Origin of the sequence: Eilatimonas milleporae (genome assembly GCF_003688555.1) — a bacterium.
GTDB lineage: Bacteria > Pseudomonadota > Alphaproteobacteria > Sphingomonadales > Kordiimonadaceae > Eilatimonas > Eilatimonas milleporae.
Genome location: NZ_REFR01000009.1, coordinates 593,160 through 613,712, shown reverse-complemented (window position 1 = coordinate 613,712; position 20,553 = coordinate 593,160). Strand labels below are relative to the sequence as shown.

Genomic DNA, 20,553 nt, shown 5'->3' with positions numbered 1-20,553 from the left:
GTTTGCGCAAAGATGTACCGCCCCTAGCGGTATGTCATCATTTTAAAGCAACAGCCCCAGTGCTTTGGAATATATAAATGAACCTAAGATTTTGGCTGGGTGTTGAAAAGACCAATTTCCAGTATGCGGCCAAAAAGATACCGATAAGGCGGATGTGAGCGTCCAACCCGCTTGGCGCGAGGAATTCAGACCCACTATTCGGATGTGGTCGTATGCCTAAATCACGCCCCGTTTCGCCAGTTTGGCGATGACGTCGTGCTGGATGGTGGTGAAATGGCCGCGGTCCACGGTTTTGACGGTGCCGTCGGCGGCGAGCATGCTGCCCGCCGGCTGGAAATCGGCGTCCCGGTAGCTGTCGGCGAACAGGGCGAAGCGCTGGCGCGACAGCAGGTTCATCATGCCGGGGCGGCGACGGCGGCGGCGCAGGGCGTCGACGTCGATTTCATAGAAAGCGGTCATGGCTTCGCCGGTGTTGCTTTCGGCGAGGACCTGCCCCTTGTCGCCGACGATGGCGGAATTGCCGTCGGTGGACGACACCGGAAACCCGGAGCCGTGAATGCCCGCCGAGTTGGACGAGACCACATAGGCCATGTTTTCCATGGCGCGGGCCTGACGGGCGATCTGTTTCGGGGTGGCGATGGGGCTGCCGATTTCGCTGGAGGAATGGCAGAAGATTTCCGCCCCGCGCATGGCCAGGCAGCGGGCGATTTCGGGGTAGAGGATTTCTTCCGACGCGATACAGGCGAGCCGCCCGATTTCGGTATCGGCCACGGGGAACACGCCGTCGAGGCCGTAAATGTCCAGATATCTGTCCCACACATCGTGCGGGGTGGGGGCATACATGGAATTGAGCCGGCGGTAGCGCAGAATGACGCTGCCGGCGGGGTCGATGACGAAGCTGGTCTGGAAATAAAGGCCGGGGAAATGCGCGTCGGTTTCATAGACATTGCCGCTGAGGAACAGGTCGTTGTCCGCCGCGATTTTGCCAAGGGCGTCATATTCCGGGCCGTCCGGGTCCAGCGCGGCCTTGGCGATCCAGGTCTCGAACGTGTCGCCCATGGGATAGCCGGTCAGGAAATATTCCGGCAGGACGATCAGGCGCACATCCGGCCCGACGAACAGCTTGCTTTGGCGGATCTTGCCGGCGAGATCGGCGATGCTGTCGCGGATCAGGGCGCGGGCGCTGTCAGCGTCCGGGCAGGCGTTCACGGCGCGGCAGGGCGCCTGATAGGCGATGGCATGATAAGCCGGGATGGAGGAAGACGTGGTCATGCCGGGATGTTTCCTTATGGCCGGTGTTGAACGGGTGTGCCGGGGTCAGAGGGCGTGGGCGGCCGTCTCGCCCGCCAGTTTGCCGAGGGTGACGGCGGTGCACAGGCCCATGCCCGGCAGATAGCCCCATACGGACGGGCCCGAGACGCTGCGCGCGGCGCCGCCGCCGGCATAAAGATTGGGGAAGGTGCTGCCGTCGGGACGGACGACGCGCGCCGTGCCGTCGACGCACAGCCCCCCTTGCGTGTGGAACAGCGCACCGGTGACCTTAACGGCGTAAAAGGGCGGCACCAGCGCCTGTTCGGGGGCAAAGGGGCGGCCGAAATCGTCGGTGCTACCGGCGGCCTTCAAACCCTCGATATGGGTCATGGTGGCGTCCAGAGTGTCCGCCGGGACATGCATCAGGGCGGCCAGATCGCGCCATGTGCCGGCAGTGCGATAGGCGTTGATCTTGTCGCCCTCGCGGTATTCGTCGAAAATGTCCAGGGCCTGTTTGTGCAGGCGGTCGTCATAGACCACCCAGCAGACGCCGCCGGGCTGTTTGAGAATGGTCAGCGCCTGACCGGAAATGTCGTCCAGTTCATCCTCGAACCGTTTGCCGTCGGTGTTGACCTGAACGCCGCCGCCGATCAGCAGCGTGTGCGGCACGACGATGGATTCCGGATCGCTGAGAGAGCCGAGCGCCTGATAGGAGCCGAGGTCGCCGGTGGCGGCGCCGAGTGCCTCGCCCCACAGAAGGGCGTCGCCCTCATTGCCCTCATGGCCGTAATAGCAGGCGCCGTCCAGTTCCGGCATGTGGCGGGCCACAAGGTCCTCATTGGCGCCGAAGCCGCACGACGCCAGGACCAGTTGGTCGCAGCCCAGCAGTTCGACGCTGTCGGGCCGTTCGATGCGCACGCCGAGAATGCGGTCGTCCGCATCCGCGTACAGGTCGGTGACGCGGGCGCGGGTCAGGATGTCGACGCCGGCCGCCTCGGCGGCGCGCAGCAGCATGCCCATCAGCACCTCGCCCGAGCGACCGGGCGGCATGTGCAGGCGCGGCTGGCGGTGGCCGAGCCCGGTCCAGTGGGTTTCCACCTGAAGGTCAAGGCCGAGGTCGCCGGTCAGCCAGTCCACCGCCGGGCCGCAGTTGGCGGCGATGGTGCGGGCGAGGTCCGGGTCGGTCTGGCCGCGTGTGACGGTCATGATATCCTCGCGCAGGGCGTCGCCCGTGTCGGATATGCCGGCGCGGTCCTGGGCCTGTGTCCCGGCGGCGCAGATGCCGCCGTAGGACATGGCGGTGGAGCCTGCCGGGTGGGCGTCGCGTTCCAGCACGATGACCTCGGCGCCGGCGCGTTTCGCCGCGATGGCCGCCGTCAGCCCGCAGGCGCCGGCGCCGATGATGACGACGGGCACGGAGAAATCCGGGGTGAAGCTGTCGGTGCGGATCACGGGCATGGGCTAGGACACTTTCAAGGACAGGGAGGTACACATATCAGCGCCCGCTTACGGATAGTCGGTGCGCGATTCATCGAACATGTCGATGGTGAAGGGGGCGGCGGTGTTGGTGATCAGCGCCTGCTTGCGGAAGAAGCGCGTATAGCCGGACGCCCCCATGCGGGAGGCGCCGAGGCCGGAACATTTGAAGGAGTTTTTCTCGGCCTCGTGCATCAGGCCGGTGAGGGCGCCGTCATTGATGCTGATGCCGCCGGCCTCGATCCGTTCGGCGATGGCGGCGGCTTCATCCGCCGTGCCGGCGAAGACCGCGGCGCTGAGGCCGTAGTCGCCGGCATTGGCCAGCGCGACGGCGTCCTCGACCGTGTCGAAGGGGATCACCGGCAGGACGGGGCCAAAGGTTTCCTCGCGCATCAGGGCCATGTCGTCGGTGACATCGGTGATGACCGTCGGCGGACACCACAGGCCGCCATGGTCGGCGATGGTGCCGCCGGTATGCACGACGGCGCCCCTGGCGACCGCGTCCCTGATCTGGCGGTCGATGATATCGGCCTGTTTTTTGAAAATGATCGGCCCCAGATGGCCGCTGTGCAGGTCCGGCGTGTTGAAGGTGACACGCTTTGCCTTGTCGACCAGCCGGGTGAGAAAATCGTCAAAGACCGGGCGGGCGACATAAATCCGTTCAATCGACTGGCAGGCCTGCCCGCTGTTGAGGATGGAGGCGCGCAGAAGCGCGGTCGACGCCTTGTCCACATCGGCGCTGTCCAGAACGATGGCGGGATCCTTGCCGCCCAGTTCGAGAAAGGCGGGGATGAAATTTTTCGCCGCCTGGGCGCCGACCTTGCGGCCGGTGGCCAGACTGCCGGTGAAGCAGATGGCATCGACCGCATCGATCAGGGCGGCACCGGTCGCGCCGTCACCGTCGACAATGGCGAGCACGTCGCGCAGGCCGTCGATGCCGGCGATGATGTCGCGCAACGGGGCGGCGAAGCGGGGCGTGACCTCGCTGGGTTTGATCAGGACGGCGGCGCCGGCGACCAGCGCCGGCAGGGCGTCGATAAAGGACAGGGTGACCGGAAAATTCCACGGGCTGATGACACCGACAAGGGGATAGACATGCCGTTTGATGCGGTAGCTGAGAAAGGGCATGGCCGTGGATGTGCCGGTGGGGTCTTCGGCCTCGGCGCGGGCGATGGCGGCCCAGCGGTCGATGGAGGGGCCGATGCCGTCCACCTCCATCACCGAAATGCCGAGACGGCCGGTGTCGGCGGTCAGGGCGTCGATGACCTCGCCCCGGCGTTCGGCCAGACGGGCGGCGAAGGTTTTCAGAACATCAAGGCGGTGATCCAGCCCGGCGGCGGCCCAGGCTGTCTGCCCGGTGCGCAGGCGCGCGGCGGCCGCCTCCACCTCGGCCCGTTCGGCCGGGGTGATGTCATAATCGCATACCCCGGTGCGCGGGTTGCGGACCTTCAGGGAAGGGACCTGCAAGGGGGTGGGGGCCTCAGGAACCTCAGGGGCCGTGATGGTGTCGGTCTTTGTGCTCACGTGTCGCTTACCCCGTCCACCAGCCGGACCCTGACCGTGGCCTTGCCCAGCCGGAGCTGTTTGATGCGTTCATAATCGTCACTGTGCCAAAAGCGCCGGGCGGCGTCCATGGAGGGCCAGCGCGAGATAACGACCTTTTCATCGTCGGGCCAGTCGCCTTCCAGACATTCGCTTTCGCCGGGGCCGCGCACGATATATTCACCGCCATAATCGGCGATCATTTTCGCGGCTTCGACGGCATAGTCGCGAAAGCCTGCCGGGTCGCTCAAGGTGGCGATGACGATCATATAGGCGGACACGGTGTGACCTCCCCCCGTTGGGCCATGAACATGGCCGGATTTGCGAAACCGGCATAGATGATATAATAATATATTATTAAGGCAATAACCTTATGCTCAAGCCATGACCCGGTATGATGAAAACCGGCTGAGAGCGCGGGGGCCCGACGGGGCGACCGAAAGCGCTGGTACGCCCGCGCGGAAGGGCCTAAGACTGTTCGGGTCGGACCTTTCGATCCCCGCCGGTTTCCGAAACCGCACTGGTGTTTGTATCTGTATCACGTTAAGGGACCGGTCTGGCTGGAGTGTCAAGTGAGCGGAACAAGTGGCCGATAAAGACGCAAAATCATTGCAGGTGCGGGACGGCGCGGTAAACGAAAGCCTGCCGACCCCGCTGTATCATCAGATTTATGTCCTTTTGCGCGAAAAGATCATGACCGGGGTGTATCCCGACGGCAGTCTGATCCACAGCGAGCATGAGTTGGAAAAAATGTTCGGCGTGTCGCGCATCACCGCCAAGCGGGCGCTGGATGAACTGGCCGCCGAGGGGCTGGTGGCGCGCCAGCGCGGACGGGGCACCACGGTGACGTACAAGCAGCCGGTCTCGCACCCGTCCAGCGACATGGAAGGGCTGATCGAGAATCTGCTGACCATCGCCCAGGAAACCGATGTCACCATCCATGAGTTCGACTATGTCAAGGCGCCGCCGGCGACGGCCGACGCCCTGCACCTGCGGCCCGAGACCGTGGTGCAGCGCGCGGTGCGGGTGCGCCACAAGGACGATACGCCGTTTTCCTATGTGGTGACCTATGTGCCGGAGGATATCGGCCGGTCCTACACGGCGGACGATCTGGAGGCCCATCCCATCCTGGCCCTGATCGAGCGGTCCGGCACCACGATTTCGCGGGCGCGCCAGCTGGTGACGGCAACGTTGGCAGACGCGGCGCTGGGCTCGGCGCTGGGCGTGCAGGTGGGCTCGCCCCTGTTGAAGGTATCGCGGGTGGTGTTCGACCACGGCGACAGGCCGGTGGAGTATATCACCGTCTACTACCGGCCGGATATCTACCACCTGACCCTGAACCTGTCCCGCGTGCAGGGGGACATGGCCAATTTCTGGACGGCCGAGACCTGATTAGCGGCCCCGGCTCTGACTTTCCGATCCCGGTCCCGTATGCGTGACCCACAATCCGGTTCATGATGGCAGTCCCTGGCCGGTGGCGGAAGGGCGGCGCGACGCTGATGTTGACCTTTTCATATCGGTTTCATAAAATGATACTGTGAAACCGATATGAAACTACTGTGGATGACTGCCTTGGGCGAGCGAGTGAGTGACATGGGGCAATCGGCGAGGTCCATTCAATGCCTGCCAGTGGGTGAAGAGCGTGACCATCGCGGGGAACGGCCATGAACGCACCGGCTCCCACTTCTATCGCGCGCAATCTTGAGGAAATAGAAACCCTTGGTGGCTTGCGCGGCACGGATATCGCCAATCTGACGAGTGTATCGAAAGCGACGGTATCGCGCTGGCGCTCCGGCACCGCCAAGCCGCAGCCGCGCAATGAAATGGTTCTGGCCGATCTCGTCTATGTGGTGCGTCGGTTGCAGGACTATTATACCGAGGAAGAAATCCGCACCTGGCTCTATTCACGCCACCCGCAGTTGGGCGGCGAGAGAGCCGTCGACCTTATCCATCAGAAAAGAACGATCGAAGTGTTGGATGTACTCAATCGTCTGGATTCGGATGGATATCTCTGATCGTGAGCCCTGTCGCACCGCGTGACAACCGCTTGCTCGATCTTTTGGAAGAGCTTCAAGTCCGGCCCTTTGAAGCCACCGTATGGCGTGTGGTCAAGGAAGCCCGCGATCCGTGCCAGTGCGCATCCGCCGGCAACCGTTGGGATACCGGTGAATTCGATGTTCTTTATACAGCCCTGCACCGCGAAGGCGCGATTGCGGAAATGTATTTTCATCTCAAACGCGGACAGCCGGTATTTCCATCCAAGCTGCGTTACACATTGCATGAAATCCGAGTGTCACTGAACGGCGTTTATGACCTTTCGGACAAAAGGCTTTTACAACGCCTCGGCGTGGACATGGCAAGCTTCGGGCAGTTGGATTATCTCGTAAGGAAATCCGAATATCCCACGTGCCAGCAAGTCGGGGAAGCAGCTTATTTTCTTGGCTCCCCAGAAACAACCGATCCGTCGGGTATCATCGTGCCCAATGCGCGCCATGACAGCAAAAATCTTGTAATTTTCTGCGAGCATACGAAGCCGCATGAATTCGAAGACGTGAAAGATCACGGAGTTGTTGACTGGCCCCTGTGACCCCGATTTTGTCTCATGTGGATGCCCGGTGACGTCTAAAGACATGACCCATACAGGGCAAACGTTGCCTCGATGGGCAGAATGTCCTTTGTTCTGAACGACGGGGGACTTGGGGTGGACCCGTGGCCAGTTTGTCTGCCGGTGTGGTCGGTGCGGGTTTCAAAACGCATATGACCGTCGGCATGGGCACTGGGACGCAGGTTACGAAAATTTTGGCTTTGAAACCCCCGAATTCATGAAAAAAGGCCGACGCCAAGGCGTCGGCCCGCTTGCTGCTTTCGGGAGGAAAGTAGAGTTAGAAATCGTAGCTGAGCTGGAAGCCGAACTGGGCACCGCGACGGAAGCTGGCGAAGGGCGCCCGCGGTCCGAGGAAGGTGTTGTCCGCGCCCACTTCCGGCGCCACCGTGTTGAAGCCCTGGCGCACGTCGAACCAGCGGGTCGCGACCGGGATGGCGTCCTCATCCGTGATGTTGCGTCCGAAGACGGCCAGTTCCCATGTGGCGCCGCGAATGCCGGTCCGGAAGCCGAGGATGTTGGCGTCGCCGGTTTCGCTGCCATTGTGGACCTGGACGAATTTTGACGATTCGTGGCTGAAATCGGTGATGAAGAAGAAGTTGAAGTTTTCATGCACCGGGCGCTCATACTGGATGAAGGCGCTGGCCATGTGGCGCGAGGTCATCGGGATCTGGTTGCCGGCGATGGAACAGTCGGCGCCGGGCAGAACCGGGGCGTCGGCCACGGCCGGTACGTTCGGCGTGGCGGACATCTGGAAACCGCCCGAGGTCAGGACATATTGGAAGGCGTCGCACCCTTCGGTGAATTCCGCGTCGGTCAGCGCATAGGTGCCGCCGATTTGCAGGTCCTCGGTGATGGCGGCGCGGGCGTCGATCTCGATCCCCTTGATTTCCGCGTCGCCCTGGTTGGTGACGAGGGAGGTGACGGCATTGGTGCCGGGCGCGGCCACGGCGGTGGTCAGCTGGTAATTGTTGGTCTGGGTCAGGAAGGCCGCGATGTTGGTGCGCAGCCGTCCGCCGAACCAGTCCGCTTTCAGGCCGACCTCGTAGTTGTCGGATTCTTCCTCGTCATAATTTTCGCGGTCCACTTCAAGGCCGGTGGCGCCGTTGAGGCCGCCGGGCTTGATGCCCTTGGCATAGTTGGCATACATCGATACCGCGTCGTCGAAGCGGTAGTTGGCGATGAAGCGCGGCGCGACGGAATCGAATGTCGCCTCGCCGTCGAAGGTGGCGGTTGAAATGGCGGTGGCGAACTGCTGGAGGGTTTTGGTTTCCTCGGCCACGCGCAGTTCGGCGGTCAGGGTGAAGTCCTCGGTGAAGTCATATTCGACCATCCCGAAAATGGCCTTGTTCTCGACCGTATCGCGGGAGCGGCGCGGCCCCTGGAAATCCTCATCGTCGGTGAAGGCGAAGTCGATTTCATTGTTGGCCTGGGTGAAATCGAAATAGAAGACGCCGAGCAGCCAGCGGAAGGGCCGGTCCTGCGGCGACTGGACGCGGGCCTCGAAGCTGTAATCCCAGCTGCGGTCAAGCGCCGATGTGTTGAACAGGGCGTTCGTCGTCGGGATGGCGAAGAAGGGGCTGAGCGCGACGAAATTCAGGCTGCCCGTCTGATGGTCGGAATCAGACCCGGTCTTGCGGTCCTGATCGCGGTAGCCGAATTGCAGGGTCAGCGTGTGGCCGTCGGCGAAGTCGAAATCGCCTTTCAGCGTGCCCAGCACCATTTCCCGTTCCACCCCGATGAAGGGCGCGCCGTCCACATCCTGGGTCGCCACGTCGGTCGCCGGGATCACCCCGCAATAATACTGGTTCGGGTTGTCGTTGTTCGGGATGCCGTCGAAGATGAAGCCGAAGGGCGGGTTCAGGAAACCCAGATGATTGGGGTCATAATTGGCGTTCGAACGCAGCCCCGGAAAACAGTTGTTGTTGTCGGATTTGAACAGGGCGAAGGGGCGGACGCCGTCGTCATCCTCGGTATAGTTCATGCGGGCGCGGATGCTGATGGCATCGTTCGGGTTGAAGTCGATGATGCCGTTCAGGTTGACGGACTGTTCGTCGCCGATGGTCTCGCCCGTCGGCTCGTTGATCCATTCGCCGCCATATTCATAGTAGCGGGCGGAAAAGCTGCCGGTCAGTTTTTCGCCGGCGATGGGGCCGGACACGCGGCCGTAGAATTCATACTGGTCGTGTTCGGCGACCTGGGCGGTGACGCGGCCCTCGAACTCGTCCGTGCCGCCACGGGTGACGAAGTTGATCGCACCGGCATAGGTGTTCCGGCCATAGAGGGCGGATTGCGGGCCCTTGACCACTTCGACCCGTTCCAGCGAATCGAGGTCGAGCGCCTGCATATCACCGGCATAATAGACGCCGTCGACGAAATAGGCCGTGCCGCTTTCCACGCCGAACTGGACGCCGGCCAGGATGTTGGCGGCGCCGCGAATAACGGGCCGCTCGGTCGTGCGGCCGAAGGCGCGCGAGAAGCTCAGCCCCGGTGTGTAGCGGGCGATATCATCAATGGATTCCATTGAAAAATTCTGGATATTTTCGGCGGTAAAAGCGGACACGGCCACAGGTGTATCCTGTAGGCTTTCCTCTCTTTTCCGGGCCGTGACGGTGATTTCTTCCAGCGTGATCGATGTTTCTTCCGTATCGGCCGATTGTGCGATAACCGCGCTGCCGTAAGCGGGTGCCATCAAGACGACGGCCGCAGCGGTTGAGCGCATAAGGTATTGCTTTCCTGTCATTTTCCCCCACCCAGGTTTTCTGTTTTTGCCGCAATGGCACGGCTTATGCCCAGTGCACCAGTAGAAAGAAAATTACGCCTCACGCCCTTTCACTGGTATATAATTTCTAATATTGATATATCTCTATGTCAACTTGCTGAAGTGGTATCCTGTCACTTTCTTTGCAGGGGTGTTGCCAAAATGTTTCAAATTTGATCCGGGGGCGTGTCGATGTTGCAAATTGAAAAAACTGGACACAGGCCGAGGGGCCGCCGGGTTTTGGCGGGTGTGCTGAAATCGGTGTTGCTGACGGGTTTGGTCTCTGGCCTGACCTCTGGCCTGGTCTTTGACCTGATCACGGTGCAATCGGCCCATGCCGTGGACGGCGGCGATGTTCTGCGCCGGGATTTGCGGCTGATGGCGGACTGGTTTGCCGGCAGCTTCGACAATGTGGAACAGGTGTATTTCCAGGGGGAACTGGACACCCCGGCGGCGGCACGCGAACGGCGGCTGCGCCGGGTGGCGGCGTTGACCGAAAGTGATTCGGGTCCCGCTTTTTCGATGACGCACCGGTATCCGGGAGACCATGCCAGTGCCGGCAGCGACCCGGACACCCCGGCAGGGGCATGGGTGTCGGTGCTGAGAGCGGACGACACGGCCGGCGTGATTGTCGAGGACCGTTTTATCGGTCGCGACGCCCTGCCGGGGACGGGTGAGGCGGCGCCTGACTGCACCATCCACTGGCGCCGCCTGCACGATCAGTTTCTGGGCGAGACCCGCGCCGGGGCCTGTACCAGCGTGACCCCGGCGGTCGGCGGCACACCGACGCGTTTTTTCCTGAGCGCCACGGCCTATGGCAGCGTGATGGCCGCAGATACGGACAGTGGACCGGAAGCCGGATCGGTGGACGGGCCGGGCGGGTCCGGATACCGCCTGCTGAAGGCGCGGCCCTTTTCCTGCTGGGTGTCCCTGGCCAATGAGGCGGCCGAGGGCGGCTGGGATTTCCACCCCGGTCTGAAGACGGACGATCAGGGCGGCGCCGTCTGGGTTGCCAAGACGGGTGGGGCCGACACAAGCAAATACGGCCTGCGCCTGCGCAATGTGCGCTGGCCCTATGGGCGCAACCGCGATTCGCTGGTGCTGTATATCCACCGCGAGGGCGAGGCGCGCGCGGTGTCCTATGCCTGGACCGAGCCCGAGGGCACGCGCATCGCCGTCAATCTGCGCTGGATACAGGCCAGCTGCACGCTGAGGCAGGACTGAGAACGGAACCGGGAAGAGAATGGGTGGCAGGGTTGAAGAGAGGCCGGCGGTCGCGGTGCGACCGGGCGCGGTCCGTCAGGGTGGAACTGAGACAGTCGCTTGGGCAGAAACTCAGGCAGGAACTGGGGCAGGAATTCAGGGGGGGGGAACCATGACACAGGCGGTCAATCGGCAATGGTGTCTGGCGGCGCGGCCCACGGGCGCGGTGCGGGAGGATCATTTCCGCATGCGGACGGTGCCGGTACCGGTGCCGGGCGAGGGGCAGTTTCTTGTCCGTACGCATTATCTGTCGGTGGCGCCGGTGATGCGGCGCTACATGATCGACGGCGCCGGGATCGAAAAGGCGGTCGAGATCGGCGAGGTGATGCTGGGGCGCGGCGCGGGCGTGATCGTCGCCTCCAACAATCCGGACTGGCCGGTGGGCACGCGGGTGCAGGGCAAACTGGGCTGGCAGGACTATGCCGTTGCCGACGGCGCGCCCGGCTCGCTGATGTTCCGGGTTGAACAGACGGCGGCGCCGCTGTCCACGGCGCTGGGTGTGCTGGGGATCACCGGGTTTACCGCCTATTGCGCGTTGAAGGACATCGGCCGGCCGCGGACAGGCGAGACCTGTGTGGTCTCGGGCGCTGCGGGCGGTGTGGGCAGCATCGCGGTGCAGGTGGCGCGGCTGATGGGGTGCCGGGTGATCGGCATTGCCGGCAGCCCGGAGAAATGCCGCATGCTGACGGACGATCTGGGCTGCGACGCCGCCATTGATTACAGGACGGAGGATGTGACGGCGCGGCTGCGCGACCTGGCGCCGGACGGTGTGGACGTTTTTTTCGACAATGTGGGCGGTGCGGTGCTGGATGCGGTGTTGCCGAGACTGGCGCGCTATGCCCGCGTGATCAGTTGCGGGCGCATATCGCAATATCTGCGCGACGGTCCCCATGCCCTGAAAAACTGGGAGGAACTGGGCGCCAAGCGGGCCCTGTTCCAGGGGTTTTTCGTCTATGACTATGAACCGCTGTTCGCGGAAGCCGAACGGGTGATGGCGGGCTGGATCGCCGACGGCCGCCTGACCTACCGCGAGGATGTGCTGACGGGGCTGGAATCCATGCCGAAAGCGCTGATCCGCCTGTATGAGGGCCGTAATATGGGCAAGCAGATCGTCAAGGTGGTCCGGGACTGTGATGGTTGAGCGCCACAAGACCTGAGTGCCGGCCCGCTTTTAGTGCCGGGCCGGGGCGGTTCGGCCGTGACAGGCCGTGCCGCCGACAGGCCCTTGCATAAAGCACCCATGACCGGGTGTTCGTTGCTCGGATATGTCCCCAGATATGTTCCCAGATATGTTCCTGCGTCCCGCTGCCTCTATGGCCGATAGGTCACTGTCGGCATTCCAGCGGCATTGGGGGTGAAGACAATCCCCGCGTCGTCGGCTTGTGTGATGCGATACGCTTCCGGCTGGCGTTCGTTGCCCCGGAATGTTCCTGCCGCGTGCGTGAAGTCGTGTGGGGCCGCACCCCATATGCAGTGTGCAGGTTGCGGCGTTACCTGCACGGCAACTCCATCGGCGATATTTGCTGTGCCGGTGAAGGCCAGCGGGGCGACATTGAAGCCATTAAAGTAAATTTGGACGTATGCCATTTGTCATCTCCTTATGACGGGGCGGGTTGACCAAAAAGGGAACGGTTTCTCTGAACAAACGCTTAAGGTGTTAAAAATTTCTTATACATTTATTAATAATTGTATTTTTCTATGCACATGTTTTTCACCGAAAAACAACTTAAAAACTTCCATTAAAAAACCTGAAGAGGTTTTTGGAGCAAATATTCGGAATTTTTACGTCAAAAAAGATTTTTCAAGAGAATTATATACACTTTTAAGAACATATTTTGGTGCCATAAGACGTAAAAATCCGAAAAGTGAAAAATTGTTCTGCTAATCAAGAATCGCCCTAAGAGCGTGAAATATTTTTGAAATCAAACTTTAATTGTATAAATACGTGAGGAATGCTAATTCGGATAGAGAATCAAACCACAACGTGTTTCTAAAACGCACCGCGCGTATGGCGATGCCTGCTTATCGGGGGATGATGAGGGATGGGGACAACCGGTCTGGAGCGTATCGAGCAAACGCTGAAAAACATGGTGCCGGAGGTGGAGTTGTGCCAGGGCGTCAATATCCTGACCAACAAGATCCACAACACATTCATCCATAAGGACCGGCTGGTTTTCGACCGAACCAGTGATTTTGCCGCCAGTGCTCAAGGCCAGAACAATACGGATGGGTTGATCCCGGGCTGGAAGCAATGGCCGACCAAATCCGAGACACTGGCAAAACTGATCAGTACGAGTGAAAAGTCATCCTCAGGGTCGAAAAGCGAGAAATTCGGCGGTGTGAAGGCGAGCTACGGTCTGCTGACCGCCGGGCTCAGCCTGGCGCATGCCAGCGAAACCAATAAAGCCGAAAGTTTTGGCAGTGTGTACCGGCTTGTGGGGGTGGCGCGGACCTATCGGGAAGCGCTGCTTTACAATCCGGCGGATGAGACCCGTGCAAGCGGCCCCGAGACCGATGACGCCAAATTGGCGGCCGCCATGGTGGAAAAGGCCGCGCCGCAGATTTCCGAGCTTCTCGCCCAGATCAGGGCGCTCGATCTTGCAATTCACAACATCGAAATGCGGGGCAAATCCTCGGATTCGGACGCGGCAACGGCCGGCGGCGGCGATGCCGGTTCCGACGGGACCGCGGCGGCGGATACATCCCAGTCGCATGAGGATACGCTCAAAGCCCTGTCGGACAAAAAGCTTCGCAAGGCGCGGCTGGTGTCGCAATTCTACAAGCGGTTCGGCACCCATGTCGTCACGGCGGTGAAAAAGGGCCAGATGGGATTCCTGGTTCTTGAGTTGCAGCAAAAATCCAATGCCGCCGCAGAGGCCTCGTCCCTGGCCATGCAGGCCGAAGCCGGCTATGCGGGCGTGGGGGCTGTCTCGGGCGGATACAAGAAGGCCGAGCAATCCGAGATCAAGACCAGCCAATATGATGTGAACTATAAGATTGTCACCAATCCCCATAATGTCAGCATCGAAGAATCCCTGAAGAACGCCCTGTCCGTTATCAATACCGCGGTCAAGGATGCCGCTTCGTTCAATCTGAACACGGTTGAGATATCGCCGATCAAAGACGCTTTAAAGCCGCCGACCATGCCGACAATTCCGGACAGTGCGCGGCAAAACGCGAAAGACAGGCGCCTGTCCCTGGTGTCAAAAAATCAGGACATCCAGGCATTGAAGACCTTGGTAACGAGTGAGCTGAAAGCCCTGGAAAGCGCGCCTTCGCCCCGTGAATACAAAGTGGGGACGGAAGCCCAAACGGCCATGCAAACGATCATCGCCAAGATTAATGATGGTAATTATATAGATAAAAACGGCGACCGGGTCTCTCTTACGGCAGAGGATGTCGATCTTCTTAAAATAGCCGGAAAGTTACTGGCACAGAATGCCATGGAACTTTCCGGTCAAGCCTTCGACGACCTTTTTGAAAAGGCGGAGCAGACCGCCGCGCAAGGGGAGCTGCCGCCCCCGCAGGAGAGAGCGGCAAACCGGCCGCGCGCTTTTTCCGAAGCCGTGCGTCGCAAGACATCGCTATCGATGTCGGACCTGGTTCAGGAAAATGAGGATTTCAAAGAAAAAGCAAGACGCGGGACATACGCCTGAAAGCGTTGCCTGTTCACATATCGTTTGAAAAGAGGCCGGTCATGAGCAGCAGCAGTGAAGTGATAACGCTGGATTACGACATCGTTCCCTGGAGCGATTTGTTCCCGGAGCTTCAGGTCGAGCCGATCGACAATCTGCAGATGGTCGGATGCCTGGAGCTGCTGCGTAAGATCGCGGACTATATGACGCTTTGGTCCTATCTCAAGCTGTGTTCGCAGCAGTCCGGTGGCGGCGATGCGGATCTGTCGGAGCTGAGCGACGGCGAGGCCGTTCTCGTCAAGGATCTGATACGGCTGAACGGGGCGATTTCCAATGCGGTGATGGGCAGCGGCCACCTGGATGCGACGGCTTCCGGTCTGGAAAGGGATTTCCGTTTGTCCAAGGGGAGCGATCTGATCGCCCTGTCCGATTATCTGGCGGGGCGGATAAAAGCCTCGGCGATTTATCGTTCCGACTGGTATGGGATCGTCCGCCTTCTGGAACGTGCCGGATTGATTTCGCCCACAGGGTGTCTTGTCGGTGTGTTGCATGAACCCGGCAGTGAACTTTCCGTTCTGCACGGAACCGAGCAGGCCTTCATGGGCCCTGTCGAGCCCAGCCGCGACTTCAGCATGGCTGTTCATGCGCAGGTCAAACGCCCGATCGGCCGCAAATTCGTCCGGACCCCTCGGGGAGGTACCTATGGCAAACAACTGGCCGCGTTGCTGGCGGATGGTCATGGCCCGGATGTGTTTACCGCTTTGCCGATCGTGACGAATGCGACAAGCGTTCATTACGAGCAGCCCGATCACGCGACCCTTCCGCCCCGGAAAGAGTCGGAAACCTGGCTCGACACGCTGAAAGTCCTGCCGTCAGCGGTCATTCGTGACCTTCTTGTGATTGCCCCCGACCAGTCCCCTGTAAATGGAAATCCTGAGCAGGGGACAAAGCCGAAACGGTGCGAGCTTTTCCTCAAGGTGGAGAAGGATGTTATTTCCAATAAAAAAAGCCCCTTCAAGTATCATGGCTATGAGATCAAATCGAAATCAGAGGGTTATATTGAAGGAAATGACGTCTGCCTGTTTCCGGACCACTATGATCCGTCAAAATACCCGAAGGCCTTGCCGTATCTCCTGCCGTTGAATGACGGTGTGACACAGCCTTTGGAGGCGAGTTTCGGAAAAGGGTCAAGAATTCAACCCGCATTCGCAAGGTTTTATGATTCCGGTGACGCCTATGTCAAAGCGCTGGAAAGAATAGTTTACGGCCAAGGATAATGCCATGACCACACAAGCCCTTATTGCCATCAGGATCCTGAATTTTTCCGGCTACAAGCTTGTCGCGGACCAATACCATGACAGTGGCGATGACTGGCCCGTTGATTATAAAGTCGATCGTGGTGAAGAAAAACTCATCGCATTAAATAAAAGGGACTCAACCGTCAGCGGGCATATGTCCGGATACATTACCTTTAAATGCGAGGAATATCTGGGCAGAAGAGTTCAGCCCCAACACAAAATCCATATCGCATTTTCACATCCCGCATTCGGACAATGCAAATTAAATGTCGGCTCCGGCGCGGACGGCAAAAAGATATGGGAGGCGATGGACGCGACGAATTACCAACCTTTCGTGCGGGAAGTTATTCCGGCCAAAGCCGACAACAAGCCGTCTCCCGCCCCCAAAGAGGGTCCGGAGATCGTTGCCAATTGTGTCTGCGCGTATCGCAGCCATGGTGACGGCAGCAATTTCGGTACGAATGAAGCGACCGTTGTCCTGATTGACAGGAAATATCTATAAACACTGAAGATATTCCGGTGCCGTGCGTGTTCGGGACAATGTGCCCGCCCAGACAAATGGCCGCTGTGTCCACTGTCCGGCTATCCCTGATCGGCGCCAAGTGATTCAGCGCCTGTCATTTTTGAGCCCTGTGTTTAAGATGCCATGAACGGCACGGCGTCAGGGGTGCCTGATGCCCCGCCCGGACTTGGGGCCGGGACGGGTTCGGGCTGTGAATGTTTGGCAAAGGGGGAGAGTGCGCATGCCGGTATTTTTCTGGAAACATACGAGACTGATCGGCATTGCCGCCATTGCCGTATCGCTTCTTACCTGGATCAGCGAGTTCATGGGGGTTGTGTATGAGTGCCCCTATTGCCGGGTGCAGCGTACGGTGATCGGCCTGTTGGGCCTGCTGGTGCTGTTGCCCCGGCCGTTTCACTGGACGGTGCGCTATCTGGCCAGCGTCATCGGTGCCTTCGGCTTTTCCGTCGGCAGCACGCAGCATTTCGGCGGCTGGCGGCGCATGATGTCCGGAGAGTTCACATGGGGCGAGCAGTGGTATGTGAATTCGTGGCTGCTGTCGGCGTGCGCGCTGTTCATGATCAGCGGGCTGGTGCTGTTGATATGGGCCCGTGAACCCGAGTCCTGAGGGGGCAGGGATACGCGGCCGGGATCTAGGGGCCCTTGGCCGTTGAGTCGGTCGGCCCCGCGTCCCATGTTCGCCTTGTAGAAATCCGGCCCACGGAGACCGGCACAACTGGGATCAGGGCCGCGCAAACGGCGATCATAAAAAACACCGCCACCCTTGCTGGATGGCGGTGTCGTTTTTTTCTCAAGCGGTCGCACGCTTATACGGCAGTCAGATGTGTTGCGTGCAAGACACCCTTTTGACCGGTGCGGCCCGGAAACCCGCCGTCAGTTGGCGCCGCCGCGCGGCAGGCGTTCGCCGTCGACATGTTTCTTGAAATAGGTCCAGCTTGTCTCGTTCGGCCGCTTGTCGTCGGCGGGCGGCGGTGTCTTGTAGAGGGGCGCCCGGTCGTCGATAAAGGTCTTCAGGACCTCGGGCAGGGCGTCGAAGCCGGCGATTTTCTGGCCCGAGGCATGGACGTAGAGATCGCCCTCGCGGCCCTGCATTTCCATCCACGGCAGCCAATGGGAAATCCGCACCCAGCCGACCTTGGCCGGTGAGGAGGTGGTGTCGCCGTCGGTCAGGGCGTCGATATTGCCCATGAAGTTGAACATTTCGGTGGCGTGATAGGCGCCGCCGACATAGCGCTGATACTCGCCGCCCAGTTCATTGTGATAGAACAGCGGCACGGTGATGGACATGAACCATTCGCCGTCCTGTTCGCGCCCGAACCAGCGGTAGGACGGCGTGCCGTCCTCGCCGTAAGGGAAGCTGGGGCGGCCGTTCACCGGATCGTTCAGCACGTGCAGGACGTTGACATCCTTGTCCAGCCACGGGTTGCGCCAGGTGTCGAGGACGGCGCCGGTTTTCGGGTCCAGATACAGCATGACCTCGCGGCTGACCATGCGGTAGCCGGTGCCGCGCTTGCCGCCGTCCAGGCTGGCGCAGGTGCGTACATTCATACCGGCGACGCGGAACAGCTTCTTGTCGGGTTCGCCCGCGCGGCGGGAGAAGACCTCGCCCTCCCAGGTGTAGAAAATCGGTTCATTGTCGGTCAGTGAACACTGGATCTTGCGCATGGCGGCAATGGCGCCGTCCGGCGTGGTCAGGTCCAGATCGGCGGCGCCGGCGCCCGCCGTGATGCCACCCGCCGTCAGGCCGGTCACCGCCGCCGCGCCCGCCAGGGCCAGCGCGGCGTGTTTACATTTGGCAAAAGCCCTTTTCATGCGGGTGTGCCGCATGACCCCGTTGCCTCGACGTCCCATTTCGACCTCCTTCGATGATCTGTGCTGAAAAATGTTATATAGACATAACAACATATGCAATGACGGATGCCCGTCAGAAGGGTTTCGTCACGCCGATGAAGGCCATGGTGCCGATGCCGATCCAGTAGACATAGGCGTATTTCCGGGCCCGCGAGAGCGTGGTGGTGAAAATGTCGTTGATTTCGGGTTTCGGCCCTTCGGCTTTCAGGCGGTTGAAGCCGACGGCCCAGTCCTTCATGGTGAAGCGCAGCAGAAGACCGATGATCAGGATGAAGCCGAACAGCGACAGCTTGGTCGCGAACCAGAACATGGGCAGTTCCTCGCCGCCGAAGGCCATGTTGCCGGTTACCAGCATATAGCCGCCGGTCAGGATCAGCGCCGGGATCACCACGAAGCGGATTTTATCGTCCAGTTCGGTCAGCATGATGCCGCGTTGGGTGCCGCGCGCGCGGAACGCCATCCAGATCAGCAGCCACCACAGCGCCGTCGCCGCCCAGACCACATTCACCCACATGCCCGAGACCGGTGACAGGCCGAGATTGTCGGCCATGTGAAAGCCGACCGGCAGCAGCCAGATGATGCTGGACCGGGGCATGATGTCGATCCGGTAGGCCGTTTCCATGTGGCGCAGGCGTTCCTCCAGGCTCAGATCGGCCTTGGCCACATTGGTGGAGGCGTTGAACACGCCCCACTCGCCGCCCAGCCAGTATGCGGCGAAAATGACATGCATCCAGCGCAGGACGTCATGGCTGTATATGGCGATGTCGAAACCGTCCCCCATTTTTCCTCTCCCCTCGTCAGATTGGGTTGCCGTGCGGGCCGGGAGACATTCCCGGCATTGACAGACATCCATTAGAAAGCCCAAAGTTGATATAAGACTATGACATATGTCAGGGCCCGACAAAACAGGGTCGTGACACCGGGGCGACCACGGCCCGGAAATCCGGACATCAGGGAAGGGGCGGGGGCGGATGGAAACGAAATCGGACATGGTGAGCGCGCGGGCGGCCGACGGACAGGATTTCCCGAATCCGGTCTATGCCTGGTATGTGGTCGGCCTGCTGACGCTGATTTACATCTTTTCCTATATCGACCGTCAGGTGCTGGGCCTGCTGGTCGGGCCGATCAAGGCGGATATGGGCCTGACCGACACGCAGATCGGGCTGCTGATGGGGCCGGCCTTCGCGGTGTTTTACGCCACCATGGGCATCCCGCTCGGCTGGCTGGCGGACCGGCGCAGCCGCCGCACCATCATTGCCGTCGGTGTGGCCCTGTGGTCGGTCGCCACCGCCGCCTCCGGGCTGGCGCGCAGCTTCGGCGCCCTGTTCGCCGCACGCATCAGCGTCGGCGTCGGCGAGGCCACGCTCAGCCCCTGCGCCCTGTCGATGATTGCCGACATGTTTCCGAAATATCTGCGGGCACGGGCGATTGCCGTCTATTCCACGGCGCTGTCGGTGGGCGCGGGCACCGGCTATCTGATCGTGGCGGCGGTTCTGGATTTCGCCGATTCGCTGGACCTGTCGGCGCTGGCGGCCTACGGCATCGAGAAGCCGTGGCATCTGACCTTTGTCATGCTGGGCCTGCCGGGGGTGCTTCTGGCGCTGCTGATGGCGCTGGTGCGCGAACCGGCGCGGCGCGACGCCGGCAGCATGGGCGGCGCAGGTGGCCCCGGTTTCCGCGAGACCTTCGCCTATCTGGGCGCGCGCTGGCTGCCCTTTGTCTCGGTCGCACTGATCGTGTCGGTGATGACGGTGACGGCCTATACCAGTTTCTGGTATCCGGCCCTGTTCGAGCGCACCTGGGGCTGGGAGGCCAGTTTCTTCAGCCGCATCAACGGGGTCGCCCTGCTGATTTTGGGACCGGTCAGCGTCAATCTGGCCGGCTGGCTGGCGGACCGCTACAGCATGCGGAAAATCGCCGACGGTGCCTTTCGCATCATGGCTGTCGGCCTGTTCGTCATGGTGCCGAGCGCGGCGCTGTTCCCGCTGCTGCCGACGGGGATGAGCGCTTTCGTCACCTCGCAGGTGACGACGATCGGCATCGCCATGGTGTCGTCGGTCGGGGTGCCGGCGCTGTTCGCCATCTGCCCCGGTGAAATCCGCGGTCGGGTGACGGCGCTCTACTATATGTTCATCAGCATGGCCGGCCTGTTCATCGGCCCGCCGGGCGTGGCGCTGCTGACCGACAGTTTCTTCGCCGATGAAGGCATGATCCGCTATTCCATGGCACTGGTGCCGGCCTTGTACGGGCTGCCGGTCCTGCTGCTGCTGCCGGTGCTGCGCCGGGCCTATACGCGGGAAGTGGACCGGTTCGAGGCGGCGTTGGCCGAGACGGATTGAGCTAGGGCCCGA

General features: G+C 61.0%; 18 protein-coding genes. 10 read left to right on the top strand and 8 right to left on the bottom strand.

What is annotated here, in order from left to right; translation table 11 throughout:
- Positions 1-216 precede the first annotated feature (216 nt).
- The 4 genes from BXY39_RS03505 to BXY39_RS03490 are packed head-to-tail and all read right to left on the bottom strand — an operon-like array spanning position 217 to position 4,550.
- Positions 217-1,272 (bottom strand): nitrilase-related carbon-nitrogen hydrolase, encoded by a 1,056-nt coding sequence (locus tag BXY39_RS03505; protein ID WP_121937420.1) that lies wholly within the window; start codon positions 1,270-1,272, stop codon positions 217-219.
- A gap of 45 nt (positions 1,273-1,317) precedes the next feature.
- Positions 1,318-2,709 carry an FAD-dependent oxidoreductase gene (locus BXY39_RS03500; RefSeq protein WP_121937419.1) on the bottom strand — a complete coding sequence of 464 codons (1,392 nt, stop codon included), beginning with the start codon at positions 2,707-2,709 and terminating at the stop codon, positions 1,318-1,320.
- Between the two features lie 48 nt (positions 2,710-2,757).
- Positions 2,758-4,251: an aldehyde dehydrogenase family protein gene (locus tag BXY39_RS03495; protein WP_211332061.1), complete on the bottom strand. Its 1,494-nt coding sequence runs from the start codon at positions 4,249-4,251 to the stop codon at positions 2,758-2,760.
- Positions 4,248-4,550, bottom strand: a complete 303-nt coding sequence (locus tag BXY39_RS03490; protein WP_121937418.1) for a DUF1330 domain-containing protein — start codon at positions 4,548-4,550, stop codon at positions 4,248-4,250. Before BXY39_RS03490 ends, BXY39_RS03495 begins: the two co-directional genes overlap by 4 nt.
- Positions 4,551-4,854: 304 nt before the next feature.
- On the opposite strand from BXY39_RS03490, the gene BXY39_RS03485 reads away from it, so the two are divergent.
- The 3 genes from BXY39_RS03485 to BXY39_RS03475 all read left to right on the top strand — a co-directional run bounded on the left by BXY39_RS03485 (position 4,855) and on the right by BXY39_RS03475 (position 6,856).
- Positions 4,855-5,661 (top strand): GntR family transcriptional regulator, encoded by an 807-nt coding sequence (locus BXY39_RS03485; RefSeq protein ID WP_121937417.1) that lies wholly within the window; start codon positions 4,855-4,857, stop codon positions 5,659-5,661.
- A gap of 272 nt (positions 5,662-5,933) precedes the next feature.
- The gene (locus BXY39_RS03480) at positions 5,934-6,284 is read left to right on the top strand and encodes an antitoxin Xre/MbcA/ParS toxin-binding domain-containing protein (RefSeq protein ID WP_121937416.1); all 351 of its coding nucleotides are present in this window, start codon (positions 5,934-5,936) and stop codon (positions 6,282-6,284) included.
- A 2-nt stretch (positions 6,285-6,286) separates the two neighbouring features.
- Positions 6,287-6,856, top strand: a complete 570-nt coding sequence (locus BXY39_RS03475; protein ID WP_170163592.1) for an RES family NAD+ phosphorylase — start codon at positions 6,287-6,289, stop codon at positions 6,854-6,856.
- A 295-nt stretch (positions 6,857-7,151) separates the two neighbouring features.
- Here BXY39_RS03475 and BXY39_RS03470 read toward each other — a convergent pair whose 3' ends face one another.
- On the bottom strand, positions 7,152-9,593 hold the full coding sequence (locus BXY39_RS03470) for a TonB-dependent receptor (protein WP_170163591.1): 2,442 nt from the start codon (positions 9,591-9,593) through the stop codon (positions 7,152-7,154).
- 231 nt (positions 9,594-9,824) lie between these two features.
- Here BXY39_RS03470 and BXY39_RS03465 point away from each other — a divergent pair, with 231 nt between their 5' ends.
- Both BXY39_RS03465 and BXY39_RS03460 read left to right on the top strand, forming a co-directional pair.
- Entirely contained in the window at positions 9,825-10,856 is a 1,032-nt protein-coding gene (locus BXY39_RS03465) for a hypothetical protein (RefSeq protein WP_147453454.1), read from the top strand.
- A gap of 151 nt (positions 10,857-11,007) precedes the next feature.
- Positions 11,008-12,036 (top strand): NADP-dependent oxidoreductase, encoded by a 1,029-nt coding sequence (locus BXY39_RS03460; RefSeq protein WP_121937412.1) that lies wholly within the window; start codon positions 11,008-11,010, stop codon positions 12,034-12,036.
- Between the two features lie 170 nt (positions 12,037-12,206).
- Here BXY39_RS03460 and BXY39_RS03455 read toward each other — a convergent pair whose 3' ends face one another.
- Entirely contained in the window at positions 12,207-12,482 is a 276-nt protein-coding gene (locus tag BXY39_RS03455; protein ID WP_121937411.1) for a hypothetical protein, read from the bottom strand.
- 455 nt (positions 12,483-12,937) lie between these two features.
- Between BXY39_RS03455 and BXY39_RS03450 the strand changes: the two genes are divergently transcribed.
- The 4 genes from BXY39_RS03450 (at position 12,938) to BXY39_RS03435 (ending at position 16,958) form a co-directional block, all read left to right on the top strand.
- Positions 12,938-14,551 carry a hypothetical protein gene (locus BXY39_RS03450; protein WP_121937410.1) on the top strand — a complete coding sequence of 538 codons (1,614 nt, stop codon included), beginning with the start codon at positions 12,938-12,940 and terminating at the stop codon, positions 14,549-14,551.
- Positions 14,552-14,592: 41 nt separating this feature from the next.
- Positions 14,593-15,807 carry a hypothetical protein gene (locus BXY39_RS03445; protein WP_121937409.1) on the top strand — a complete coding sequence of 405 codons (1,215 nt, stop codon included), beginning with the start codon at positions 14,593-14,595 and terminating at the stop codon, positions 15,805-15,807.
- 4 nt (positions 15,808-15,811) lie between these two features.
- Entirely contained in the window at positions 15,812-16,330 is a 519-nt protein-coding gene (locus BXY39_RS03440; protein WP_121937408.1) for a hypothetical protein, read from the top strand.
- Between the two features lie 241 nt (positions 16,331-16,571).
- Positions 16,572-16,958: a hypothetical protein gene (locus tag BXY39_RS03435; RefSeq protein ID WP_121937407.1), complete on the top strand. Its 387-nt coding sequence runs from the start codon at positions 16,572-16,574 to the stop codon at positions 16,956-16,958.
- A 266-nt stretch (positions 16,959-17,224) separates the two neighbouring features.
- Here BXY39_RS03435 and BXY39_RS03430 read toward each other — a convergent pair whose 3' ends face one another.
- On the bottom strand, positions 17,225-18,202 hold the full coding sequence (locus BXY39_RS03430) for a DUF1838 family protein (RefSeq protein ID WP_211332059.1): 978 nt from the start codon (positions 18,200-18,202) through the stop codon (positions 17,225-17,227).
- Positions 18,203-18,275: 73 nt separating this feature from the next.
- A complete protein-coding gene (locus tag BXY39_RS03425; protein WP_121937406.1) occupies positions 18,276-18,983 on the bottom strand; it encodes a hypothetical protein in 708 nt (235 codons plus the stop codon).
- Positions 18,984-19,173: 190 nt separating this feature from the next.
- On the opposite strand from BXY39_RS03425, the gene BXY39_RS03420 reads away from it, so the two are divergent.
- Positions 19,174-20,541 (top strand): MFS transporter, encoded by a 1,368-nt coding sequence (locus BXY39_RS03420; RefSeq protein ID WP_121937405.1) that lies wholly within the window; start codon positions 19,174-19,176, stop codon positions 20,539-20,541.
- Positions 20,542-20,553: the final 12 nt, after the last annotated feature.